This window comes from Francisella hispaniensis FSC454 (genome assembly GCF_001885235.1).
GTDB lineage: Bacteria > Pseudomonadota > Gammaproteobacteria > Francisellales > Francisellaceae > Francisella > Francisella hispaniensis.
The window spans coordinates 526456-538974 of the sequence record NZ_CP018093.1; the positions used below are offsets into that span (position 1 = coordinate 526456).

The following is a 12519-nucleotide window of genomic DNA, read 5'->3' on the forward strand; positions in this document are numbered from 1 at the left end:
ATGATATTTTATTGACCTAGATTATCTAAATATTTTTCTGCATCTAATGCAGCCATACAACCAGTACCAGCTGAAGTAACTGCTTGTTTATAAATATGGTCTGCTACATCTCCAGCAGCAAATACCCCTTCGATATTTGTCTGTGTAGCATCACCAGTTAGTCCCGATTTAACTTTAATATAACCATTTTCCATCTCAAGCTGCCCAGCAAAAATACTAGTATTTGGTGTATGACCAATAGCAATAAATACCCCCATAACATCAATCTTAGATTCTTCGTTAGTTTTGACATTTTTAAGGCGTAGAGCATTAACGCCCATATCATCACCAAGAACCTCTTCTAATGTAGTATCCCAAATGATATTTATATTGCCGTTTTCTGCCTTTTCCATAAGCTTATCGATAAGGATTTTTTCAGATCTCAAAGTATCTCTACGATGTATTAGCGTTACAGACTTAGCAATATTTGATAAGAATAAAGCCTCTTCAACAGCAGTGTTTCCACCACCAACTACGGCAACATCTTTATTTTTATAAAAGAAGCCATCACAAGTAGCACAAGCAGAGACACCTTTACCCATAAATTTTTCTTCTGATTCTAATCCTAGGTATTTAGCAGTAGCACCAGTTGCTATAATTAGAGCATCACATGTATATTGTTCAACTTCACCAACTAGCTTAAAAGGTTTATTTTGTAGATCTACAGCATTAATAGAGTCATAGATTATTTGCGTTTCAAACCTTTCTGCTTGTTTTTGTAACTTATCCATCAGCTCAGGACCCATGATACCATCAGGCTCACCAGGCCAGTTGTCTACATCTGTAGTAGTTGTAAGTTGACCTCCTGGCTGCATACCTGTGATTATCACTGGTTTTAAGTTTGCACGAGCTGCATATATTGCTGCAGTATATCCAGCAGGACCAGATCCTAAAATTATTAGTTTATGATGATTTGCCATTTTTAAAAGTTCTTCAAAATACGATTGTGGCAAAATTATAGCATAGTGCTTGTTCAAGTGAAATTTTGAAATTACTTTCTTAAGATGTATATTTTCTATTTGTTTTTGAAACTACTAATCACTAATACGCGTTTATTTCTTTGACAAGGTTTTTAATTTCTGCAAAATCATCAATATAAGCAAAGCTATCTAGGGATTCTAGATTAACACCGTTATGATAACCATAACCCACTATTATAGTTTTTACATTTGCCTCTTTAGCACATAAAAAATCATTTAAAGAATCGCCAACCATTAGGCTTTCTTCTGCTCTAGCATTTAGTTTATCCATAGCAAAAAGTAATGGTTCTGAGTTAGGTTTATAACTAGGGGTTGTATCACCACCAACTATAAGTTTAAAATAATCAATCAAACCTAAGTGAGTTAGGGATTGAATAGCATCTTCTTCATGCTTGTTAGTTACGACAGCCATTTTGATACCTTGTTGCTTCAAGAACCCTAATGTCTCAATAACATTTGGATATATCTTGCTATTTGCACTATTTAAATTCTTGTATGTTTGGCTAACAATTTTGACACCTTCAACAGCTATAGATTCAATATAATCTTTATCAGTAAAATCTAATCCTAGTACTTTTCTGACGGTAGTAGGATAGCCTTTACCAATAATTTTAGCCAAAACATCTTCAGATACTGGTTTAAGTCCAAAATGCTGACGCATAGTATTTGTAGCAACTGTTAGATCACCTATAGTATTTACTAGAGTACCGTCTAGGTCAAAGAATATATTTTTTATCATTAATATAAGAAATTAGCTTTTGTTAGTCAAGATTATATCTAAGTTTGAATAATCTTTCTAACTTTTGAGTTTTGAAAAGCTATCTACTATAAATTCACTCAGTACTCTTATTCTATACGGTTGAAAAAGTTTAGAAGGATATACTATGCTTATCATATTTTCAGGCTTATCATTTTTGTTTAGGGTCACTCTATATTTTGGTAAAACCTGTATCAATCTTCCTGATTCTAAATCTTGCTTAACATCCCAGTATGATTTTTCACTAATACCGTTTCCACTGAGACACATTTGTCTACTTATATAACCATTATTAACTATGTAAGATGGCTTTATGTTAACTTCATGTTTGTTATTTTTCTGATCAATTAAGTACCATTTTTTGATTGTGTTAGAGTTTATTTTTAATGTTATGAAATCACAGTTTTCTAATACCTTAATATCATTGATATTAGATATATTCATCTTTTTTAGGTATTCAGGGCTAGCACATAACATTCTATAGTTATCGACAAGCTTTTTTGCAATAAAGTTACTATCTGGTAAATTGCCATATCTAATTGCTATATCAAAAGGAAACTGGTTATAAGAGATTACATCATCAGAGAGATTTATATCGTATTGTATGTTGGGATTTTTTTCTTTGAACTGATCTAGAATTGGTAGGATTATCTGCTTACCTAAGTCAAAAGGAATCGTTATTTTAATAACACCTTCTGCGGAGTTTTCATTATTTTGAATATCTTCTTCGAGGTTCTCTAGTTGCTCTAATAATTTAATAGCAGTAGTATAAAGCTTTTCTCCTGCTTTAGTAGGCTCAATCTTTCTCGTAGTTCTTATTAAAAGCTTGGTTTGATAATACTCTTCGAGGGCATTAATTTTATTACTAATACTAGCTGGAGATAAATAAAATTCTCGTCCAGCAGCAGATAAGTTAGCGTAGTTAATCACAGCTACAAATAGTTTGAGCTCATATAACATTTTCATTTTTTAGTTTTTATAAAAAGTCATTTGCTATTTTTGTATATTATCATTTAAAAACTTAAAAGTATAATCGGTGTCAAGCAATGAAAGTTTAAATTTATAAGGAAAAGATTATGAAAAAAGGTTTAATTCCACTAATGCTAGGTGGCCTTGCGATAGGGATGACAGAATTTATTATGATGGGAATACTTCCTCAGGTAGCAGGGTATTTTAATGTGAGTATTCCAGAAGCTGGGCACTTAATAAGTATATATGCATTAGGTGTGGTTGTTGGAGCACCGTTATTAATATTTTTCTCATCAAGATATAGTCCTAAAAAGTTACTTATAGTGATAAGTATTATGCTTGCATTATTTAATGGTTTATCAATATTTGCGACAAATTATGAGTTTTTAATGATTACGAGATTCTTATCAGGTTTACCTCATGGCGCGTTTTTTGGTGTTGGTTCTGTAGTTGCTATGCGTATAGCTGATCGAGGTAAAGAATCACAAGCTATAGCTTTGATGTTTGCTGGATTAACTGTAGCTAATCTTCTGGGGATTCCTTTGACAACATCTTTAGCACTGATGGTAGGATGGCAAATAGCATTTGTGATAGTTGCTTTGATAGGCATTATGACAGTTATTACAGTATTGTTGTTTATTCCAAATCTTGAGCCAGAAAAATCTGAGCAATCTACTAGTACATCAGATAAACATATATTATTAAAATCTAATAGCTGGCTAGCATTAGGTGTAGTTTCTTTAGGTTTTGCCGGATTATTTGCATGGTATAGCTATATATCTCCATTAATGATAAATGTAACACAGCTTTCAAATACAACTATCCCGTACATATTATTCTTAGCTGGGTTAGGAATGTTTTTTGGGAACCTATATGGTGGTAAATTAACTGATAGATTTGGTGCAATGAATGCTACAGTTGTTACTTTAGTTGGTCTTGTATTAGCGCTATTATTGATGTACTTAAGTGCTAACTTTAAATTCTTTGCAATAGTTATAAGCTTTGGATTAGGGTTCTTTGCATTTGCGTTAGTTCCTGCTGTTCAAACTTTGATAATAGAAGTGTTCAAAGGGTCTGAAATGTTGGGTTCTACTCTAAGTATTGCAGGTTTCAATATTGCTAATGCAATAGGTGCCTTTGCTGGTGGTTTACCAATTGCTTATGGTTTCTCATACTCAAGTAGTGTGGTTGCAGGTATGATAGTTTCTATATTTGGAGTATTAATGATATTTATGCTGAAATATAGACTATCAGTATCTGTTAAGAGTGTTTAGGATATAATTTAAGTTTAATTATTAAGATTTGATTTTATCGCAATCATTTCATCAATCTGGCTAACCTTGATCTCTAAAGCAGAAGTTGGGAAAGCTATAGAGTTAGCGTCTCGCAAAATTTTCTTAGAAGCAGAGCAGTGAATATTTGTTACTTTTGTAGTTTCGAGTATTTCTTTTACATTATTTGAGTTAATTCCACCACCAGGCATGATTTGGATTTGGCTCCCAAACTTTTCTTGTAGTGATCTTATAGTTTCTAAACCAGTTATTACATTAGTAGCTGTTCCTGATGTTAGAATCCTATCAAAGCCTAGATTGATGATTTCTTGAGTAGCTATATATATATCTGTTGTTAAATCAATTGCTCTATGAAAAGTTAGTTCTTTACCAGCTTGTTTTGTAAGTTCAATAAATGGTTCTAAGAATTTTTTATCAATTTTATTTTCTTTAGTTAAAGCACCAATTACAATTCCATCTACATTTAGTTCAAGCATTATTTTTAGATCATCGAGCATAATTTGCTGATCTATCTCATCATAATAAAAATCACCTACACGATGGCGAACCATAGCCTGTAATGAACCTGTGAAATTTTCTTTAGCAAAGTTAACCAAGCTAGGAGAGGGTGTAAGTCCTTCAACTCCAAGTGCAGAGCATAGTTCTAATCTATTTGCACCAGATTTTTGAGCATTAATAATTGATTGATAGTTATCTATACAGATTTCTAAGGTTATCATAGATGAGAAAGTTGATCTAATTTTAGTGATATATTATAAGTTAAGTTAAAAAAAGTCTAATAAGTTTAAGATAGTTTTGCTACTTAGTGCGTAAGTTATAGTTACATACTTTTTCATGGCAGCGACACCCCACTATCAAGATAGTATCCCTTTTAAGAGGGGAATTGTATGCAAAAAGCTTAGCACTACGCTATCGTAGCTTAAAACAAATGGAAAATAAAAAACTCACTTTACTCAGATAGTTTTATTTTCTAATTGTTTGTTTTTGAAACTACTAATCACTAATGTGCAAATAATTAGCATGACATTGGTAAAAAAAGTTAGATATACTTTACTTAAAATAAGTAAATTTAGAGAATTTCATGAGTCAATTATTTATAGTTTATCTCGGTGGTAGTGCTCCAAAAGCAAATATCGAACTACATGATGTACAGTTTGTAGTAGGTAATACTATCGAAGATACTTACGAGCAACTTAGACAAAATTGGTTTGGAACTATTAAAGGGTTGCATCTAGATAGTTATAAAGCTGTTAAAGGAGTAGATGGTTATAAGATATCTATAGAAGATAAACCTCAAAGTTTAGTAAAAAGTTATATTTTGTTAATTTTGGAGGTTATGAAGAGTCTAAGCTAAATGAGTTACATGAGTTTGCATTGTTTGTTGCTGCAGATAAGACGGAAGCAAAAGAGAAAGCTAAGAAAAGCTTACTAAAAAACTTATTACATCAGCATAAAGATAATCTTATGGAAGTTGATGATTGTTTAGAGCTTAGTTCTATAGATGGTAAGTATATCCACTTAACTCCAGATAATGAAAAGTATGATTTAAAACCTGATTGGTTTGGGTATAGGGTGATTGGGTAGGTATTGATTTAGCTACTTACTAAGTAAGTTATAGCGACATACTTTTTTTATAGCAGAAAAAGTATGCAAAACTGCTTAGACTATGCTATCGTAGTTTAAAACAAATTGAAAATAAAAAACTCACTTTGTTCAAATAGTTTTATTTTCTAATCACTTGTTTTTGAAACTACTAGCCGCGAATCTGCGTTTATTTATGAAATGAGTTCAGCCTGTTTCTTAACAGGCTCATCCATATCATCAGTCCAAACCCAGTAGAATACTGGCTCACTACCTTTGAAACTAGCCACATAATAATTATCTTGATTATCAATAGCATGAATCGTTAATTCATCAAGGTATCCAGTTTTCAGATGGCGTAAGTCTTTAGTTGCCTCTAATACAGCATCTTTTACAGACATTCCCATTTTTATATACAAGACTACAGATCTAGCTGTACCACAACGAATAGCCATCTCACCAGTATGTGTACATGCACAAGCACCATATCGAGAGTCGGCATATGAGCCAGCTCCAATAATTGGGCTATCTCCTAATCTACCAGGATAGCGCCAAGCCCAACCAGAAGTGCTTGTGGCAGATGAGATTGTATTGTTATGATCTTTTGATAAATATACGGTAGTATCAAAAACTTTTTCAGGGTCTATAGCAAATTTGCTAAGTTCAATTAATGGAATATTTGGAAATTTAGCTCTTTGTTCGATAGTTAAATGCTTATCTAAATGCTCTTGCCATACTCTCTTGATCTCTGGTAATAAGTTATCAATTTTTGTAGCATTGATTTCATCAGCAAATTTATTAGCTCCATCAGCAACTAATATCTCATGGTGTAATCTTTGCATAACCTCATAAGCGACTTCAACAGCATTGGCATAACCTTTAAGAGCTCCGATAGATCCGGTGCGTAAGTCATCACCATCCATTACAGATGCGTCTAGAGTTACATTACCTAATATATCAGGCCAAGAGCCTCTACCTACAGTTTTAATAGTAGTATCATTTTCGACAAGTTTGATACCTTCTATAATAGCACGAAGACCATTTTCTCTATTTTTTAGTCTTTTAAAAGCTTCAGTTACGCCACCACGACCTTCATCATTTGCAATTAAAATCATTTTTTATACCTTAGTTTTAGTTAGTTTTTTTAATATTGGGGTTAAGGCAAATAATATAACAGCCATAATAATTGCTGCAATAAAAAGTTTGAAGTATCCTGAGGCAAAGCTGCCAGCAGGCGTATTTTTAGTAACAGCAATATGAGAGCTTATGATACCACCAAAAAATCCTGCATAAGCACTAATCGTCCACCATACACCCATCATCGTAGATTTTAGATGTTCAGGAGCTAGACGAGTAACTAAGGCTAAACCAACTGGAGAAATACATAGCTCACCAAATACAAGCATTAAGTAACATAGTAGTAACCACATAACATTTGAGTGCCCAGCATGAGCTGCTATAGATCCCGCTATACTCAAAAATAAAAAGCATAGTGCAAGAAATACTAAACTAAAGACAAATTTAAGTTCATCAGATGGTTCTTTGTTATATTGTCCTAATTTTTGCCATAGAATACCAAAGAAAGGATTTATGATTATTAGTAATGTTAATTGTGTTGCCATAAGTGTAGTCACAGGCATATCAAAACCTAAAATATGCAGATCAATGTTACTCTTTATAAATAAAGGTATGCTAATAGATGTTTGGTTACTTAGTGACCAATAGAACAACATAAATATTGAAAGTATTAATAAAATCGCAATATTAGTCTTTTGAGCTTTTCCAAGAGATTTCCATAGAGAGACTAGATAAACTAATAGAACTATTCCAGATAATGAAATTATTACCATTGATTCTGTTGGATGAGCTATTAGATAAGCAAAAATACATGCTGAAAACATTACAAATAAAATAATTGCTTGCCAAACATTTAGTCCTAAAAAAAGTCTTCTTTTCATAATGTTATAGTTCGGTTCATCACAACTTTTAGGAAAATGTTTTTTGCCAAGCTCAAAACAGAGCAATCCTAGAGCCATTCCAAAAGCTGCTAGACCAAAACCATAGTGCCAACCAATTTTTTCACCAACAAAGCCAACAATAAAAGTTGCTAGAACAGATCCAAAGTTAATCCCTGTATAAAAATAAGCAAAGCCACTATTGCGTAGAGCTTCTTTATCATCATAAAGCCTACCAACCATAGTAGATACATTGGATTTAAAAAAACCTGTACCAGCAGATATACATCCCAAGCCTAGAAATAATGCTGAGTCATTAGAGCCGGACAAAGCCATAATTATATGTCCAGTCATAATAGATATTCCACCTATCAGGACACAGCGCCTATAACCGATGATTCTATCTGCTAATATCCCACCAACAGCTGTAGTGATATAAAGAAAAGTCACATAACTGCCAAATATCAAAGCAGAGCTAGCTTCGCTGAAATTTAATCTTTGAGTCATATATAAGATTAAAATTGCTGACAGTCCGTAGAAACTAAAGCGTTCCCACATTTCTGCGAAGAATAAAAATTTAAGTCCTTTAGGGTGTTTTAAAGATTCCATTAGCTAAAAAAAATAAATACATTAAATCCATTATAGCCAAACTTTTTAACTAAATCATATTATTAAACACTATATTTATTTTCTTATATTCTTTGACTAATGAAAAAGATTTTTGCTTGTCATAGATTTGTTTTATAAGCTTAATTATATTTAATAATTGTTATCTTTGCTAAATCATAAGCTTTTGATATGATGATTTTACTGAATTATATAGTTAATGCAGAGGTATAAAATATATGTTTAAAACTACAACTAAGAGAGTACTAATAGTTAATCCAGGCCCATCTGCAGAGTATACTATAACCGAATTATTCAAAAATGATGTTGAAATATTTATCATAATAACTTTAGATCCTATTGTTATCTTAAAGCTTATAGAAAAAGTTATAATCAAAATAAAAAACATTATTATTGCAAGCGAGGATAATTTTGATATCAGTTACCTCGAGTCATTAAATTTTGACTACATTATATGTGGACAAGAAGAGTCTATCCTAATATTTGATAGACTTATGAATAAATTACTTCCGCAATATGCAAATAGTCTTAATACTAGCTTAGTTAGAAAAGATAAATATCTTACCCATGAGGTTCTGAGAGCTAAGGGTTTAAACTATATAAACCAAAAACAAATCAGTTATGAAGATTATACTGAAGTAGATATGGATTATCCTTGTTTTATCAAGCCTTTAGATGGTAGTGCAAGTATAGGTGCACAACGTTTAAACTCCGATTTTGACAAAGAGAATTATATGAAACAGCGCCTAGTATCACCAATGGCTAGGGTTTATGATAAATTTATTATTTCTGAGTTGATTCAAGGCAAGGAATATTTTGTAGACGCTTTTTCTGTTAATGGAAAACACTATATATCGTCAATTCAGAAGTATGATAAGATAATATTTAAAGGTACGCCTATTCCTATATCATCAGAGCTTGAAAAAGATCAAGTTATTCTAGATATAATCACTCAATATATAAAGCCAGTACTTTCAGCATTAGGTTTAGAAAATGGCTTCTCTCATAGCGAACTTTTTCTTACTGCAGATAATAAACCGGTATTAATAGAGTTAAATCCTAGAGTATCAGGAGCAACTGGAGCTGCAAATATTACCGCTGCATTTACTGGTAATAAAACTCAATTAGATATATTTGCCGAGAAGATTTTAGCTAGAAATATACCACAAAGACAAGCAATGTTTGCAAAAACATTGTGCTTGTATAATTTTACTAACAATCCGTTAATTGATCTTAACACTTTAAAATCTACGTTTTCATCCATAAAAGTAGTTAATCAGCTAAAGCCAGTTGGTTATGTTAGAAATAATGACTCAAATTTATCAATACTTGATATTGTTGCCTTTATGGTATTACAAAATGATAATTTTGAAGAATTAGAAAAAGATGCTCAACAAATACTTAGGTACGATATCGAAACTGGTTATACAAGTATATAATTTGTATAAGTATATAAACAATCAATAAAATTCAAGTTTTGATTTAAATCGTTTGATTCTTGTAATATGATGCTTAAAAGGAGTTAGATGTAAGCAAAATTTTTTGCTTATAAGTTGTACAAATCTTTTGTAATATAGCTTTTTTAGTATTCTTGGTTGTTCATTAGTTTTTCAATACCTACAAAAGCCACATTAAATATTACTGGACCAAGAAATATTCCAATAAAACCAAAAGCATGAATACCTCCCATAATACCTATTAGTGAAGCAACAAAACTAAGTTTAACTTGTTTGTTAATAATTTTTGGTTGCATAATATTATCTGTAAAAATATTTAGACTAAAACCAATAATCAAAATAATAATAGCTTTTGTTGCACCATATATAACAAATACACTCGCACCAATTAAGATATAAACTATACCAACCATAAATGGAACCATTGAAGCAATAGCGGCGATAAATCCAAATAATATAGGGCTTGGTATACCTACCATGGAGAAAGTAATTGTCATGATACATCCGACAAGCATTGCCGTGAGAAATATTGCTAAACTAACTCTACGAGTTGTCACAATGGCTGCTGATATAAAACTATCACTATCATGAAAATCCTTTAGCACAATTTTTTTGAGAAATTTTTCTAAACTAGTACTACTTACTAAAAATTGATAGACTAGTAAAAGCGTTATTAAGAAATCAGTTACAAGACTTACTGATGTAAAGCCGATATATCTTATTGTTGGTAAGATTTTTCCAAGATTAGAAATTATCATATTTTTATCTTGATTAACCATGTTGAGAAGTTTATCAAAATGTTCTTGAAGAGTAGTACCAATGTAAGGAATATTTGCTATTGATTTGCTTAATTGTGAAAAAGTTTGAGATAGAGATTCGCTATGCTGTAAATATGAAATAATCTCTGTAATCACATAAGATAATACGATGAGTAAGGGTATAAAAATACATAATAAGATAGCAATCACAATTAGAAAACTACTTTTATGTCTTCCAATATGTTGCTCTAAGTATAATTGTAAAGGTGCAAGGATTATCGCAAGTAGTCCAGCAAATAAAATGGGATAGATAAAAGGATATAAAACCCAACCGATTAGTGCGCCAACTAAACAAATAATACTTAATTTCTTGATAGTCGTATAAGAGGTCATTTTAATAACAATAATTATTGAAGTTTATATTCTTTGACTAAGAATAACAGTTTAATTTTTATTATTAAAGTTTATGCTATTAATTTACCATGGTTGTTGGTTTCTTTGGGCATCTAAAAATTTCCCAGAATCTTTATGACTGAGATTTTCAATAAGATTAGTCATTGCTTGGATGCTATCACTAATTTCCAAATTAGCATTATCTCCACCCATAGCAGTTTTAACCCAACCTGGTCTTAGGCTTATAGTTATTATTTGAGGACATTCAGCAGCAAAGGTTTTGGTTAGCATATTAAGAGCCGCTTTAGAGATACGATAAGCATACCCAAAACCAGCTTGTGTTTGACTAATAGATCCTGCTTGACTACCCATATTGATAACTATAGGTTTTGTTGATTTCAGTAAATTATCTTTAAAATTATGTATAAGTTGAAAAGGCCCAAGACAGTTTATTTGAAAAGCATTATTTACCCAGTTTGGATCAGTTTCAGAAATACTGAATTTTTGATGATGTTCAGGATAAACACCGGCATTGTTTATTAATATATCAATAACTATACTTTTATATTTCTGAAGTAATTGCTCTTGGTTTGTAGGACTACTAACATCAAGTTTTTCTATAATAAGATTTTGATATTCCTTAGAAAGTTCTTTTAGGTCATTTGCTTTAGCTGGATCACGGCAAGTTGCGATTACATTAAAGTTTTTTCCTAAATAGTGTTTGACGAAACCAAGACCTATACCTCTATTTGCACCGGTTATTATAATAGTTTTTTTATATGGAGATGGCATAATTTTATAAGTTAGTTTTATCTATGGTTTGTTATTATAACATTTTATATTTTTTAATATTGATAGGTAATAGAATTGATCTAGAGAGGCTAAGGAAGATTTTTAAGATCTGCTAGTTATAAAAATAATCAAATAAGATTTAAGAATTCATTTATATTTTGAACAACTTGATTGCAATCTTCGATATGTGGCATATGCCCCACATTGTTTGATCACCTGTTAGTCCAGGTAGCATAACAAGAGGAGATCCTTGACAACAACACTATAAAAAATTTTTGTACCATTTTTTTCGATCATTGCTATATTATTTCTCGCTTTTCTATTCAATGTAAGCTTAGTAATTCTAAGGATTACAGAATATTTGAAACTGATTTATGATGTTATCATAGTAAATTTCTATTAAAGTTATTTAGGTATTTATATAAGATCGCAATCATCTTTTGTTTTTTGTGTTAGGCTAGATGCTGTAACTGATGGTAGCTCAACAGCTCCTACTCCTGCACCTAAAACAGCTCCTGAAATAACAGCTCCACCTATTTGAAATGGCTGTATAAATGAGTTTTTACTTAAGCCACCACTATCAAACATCATCGGGGACATCATAGCTCCGCCAGCCATTCCTCCTAGCAAGCCTACAGGCACCATTAGAATAGTTCTTACTCCTATACCTATTGCTGAGATAGGAGTCATAAGGATTGTAGATAGTGTACTACATTCTTTATTTTGTTTATGATTTTCATTTTTTAATATTTTTGGTGTTACAGCACTTATATTTTTATTCTCTGATAAACAATATCCTATGTTTGTAGTTAGGAGTAGTATTGTGATATTGAAGAATAAAACTATATTTTTTAGCATAATTTCACTAGTAAGGTAATAACTTATATTAAGTTATATTATCACCTTAAATTAGATTTTT

Annotated in this window: 11 protein-coding genes and 1 pseudogene; 3 read left to right on the forward strand and 9 right to left on the reverse strand. The window is 31.4% G+C overall.

The window, feature by feature from the left end:
• Positions 1–8 precede the first annotated feature (8 nt).
• From trxB to FSC454_RS02630, 3 genes are all read right to left on the reverse strand, one after another.
• Entirely contained in the window at positions 9–959 is a 951-nt protein-coding gene (trxB, locus tag FSC454_RS02620) for a thioredoxin-disulfide reductase (protein ID WP_066044951.1), read from the reverse strand.
• Positions 960–1080: 121 nt separating this feature from the next.
• Positions 1081–1758, reverse strand: a complete 678-nt coding sequence (locus FSC454_RS02625) for an HAD-IA family hydrolase (RefSeq protein ID WP_066044953.1) — start codon at positions 1756–1758, stop codon at positions 1081–1083.
• A 57-nt stretch (positions 1759–1815) separates the two neighbouring features.
• Positions 1816–2742, reverse strand: a complete 927-nt coding sequence (locus FSC454_RS02630; protein WP_066044955.1) for a LysR family transcriptional regulator — start codon at positions 2740–2742, stop codon at positions 1816–1818.
• A 110-nt stretch (positions 2743–2852) separates the two neighbouring features.
• Between FSC454_RS02630 and FSC454_RS02635 the strand changes: the two genes are divergently transcribed.
• A complete protein-coding gene (locus tag FSC454_RS02635) occupies positions 2853–4019 on the forward strand; it encodes an MFS transporter (protein ID WP_066044957.1) in 1167 nt (388 codons plus the stop codon).
• A gap of 14 nt (positions 4020–4033) precedes the next feature.
• Here the strand turns inward: FSC454_RS02635 and FSC454_RS02640 are convergent, their stop codons facing one another.
• Positions 4034–4756: a copper homeostasis protein CutC gene (locus FSC454_RS02640; RefSeq protein ID WP_066044959.1), complete on the reverse strand. Its 723-nt coding sequence runs from the start codon at positions 4754–4756 to the stop codon at positions 4034–4036.
• A 362-nt stretch (positions 4757–5118) separates the two neighbouring features.
• Here FSC454_RS02640 and FSC454_RS02645 point away from each other — a divergent pair.
• Positions 5119–5621 (forward strand): annotated as a pseudogene (locus FSC454_RS02645) (DUF1543 domain-containing protein).
• Between the two features lie 191 nt (positions 5622–5812).
• Here the strand turns inward: FSC454_RS02645 and FSC454_RS02650 are convergent.
• A complete protein-coding gene (locus FSC454_RS02650) occupies positions 5813–6733 on the reverse strand; it encodes a glycosylasparaginase (RefSeq protein ID WP_066044961.1) in 921 nt (306 codons plus the stop codon).
• A gap of 3 nt (positions 6734–6736) precedes the next feature.
• Entirely contained in the window at positions 6737–8182 is a 1446-nt protein-coding gene (locus FSC454_RS02655; RefSeq protein ID WP_066044963.1) for a peptide MFS transporter, read from the reverse strand.
• A 236-nt stretch (positions 8183–8418) separates the two neighbouring features.
• Here FSC454_RS02655 and FSC454_RS02660 point away from each other — a divergent pair, with 236 nt between their 5' ends.
• On the forward strand, positions 8419–9639 hold the full coding sequence (locus FSC454_RS02660; protein WP_066044965.1) for an ATP-grasp domain-containing protein: 1221 nt from the start codon (positions 8419–8421) through the stop codon (positions 9637–9639).
• Positions 9640–9782: 143 nt separating this feature from the next.
• Here FSC454_RS02660 and FSC454_RS02665 read toward each other — a convergent pair whose 3' ends face one another.
• From FSC454_RS02665 to FSC454_RS09930, 3 genes are all read right to left on the reverse strand, one after another.
• Positions 9783–10823 carry an AI-2E family transporter gene (locus tag FSC454_RS02665; RefSeq protein WP_156470841.1) on the reverse strand — a complete coding sequence of 347 codons (1041 nt, stop codon included), beginning with the start codon at positions 10821–10823 and terminating at the stop codon, positions 9783–9785.
• A gap of 69 nt (positions 10824–10892) precedes the next feature.
• Positions 10893–11600, reverse strand: a complete 708-nt coding sequence (locus FSC454_RS02670) for an SDR family oxidoreductase (protein ID WP_066044968.1) — start codon at positions 11598–11600, stop codon at positions 10893–10895.
• A gap of 417 nt (positions 11601–12017) precedes the next feature.
• Entirely contained in the window at positions 12018–12458 is a 441-nt protein-coding gene (locus FSC454_RS09930; protein WP_231865136.1) for a hypothetical protein, read from the reverse strand.
• Positions 12459–12519: the final 61 nt, after the last annotated feature.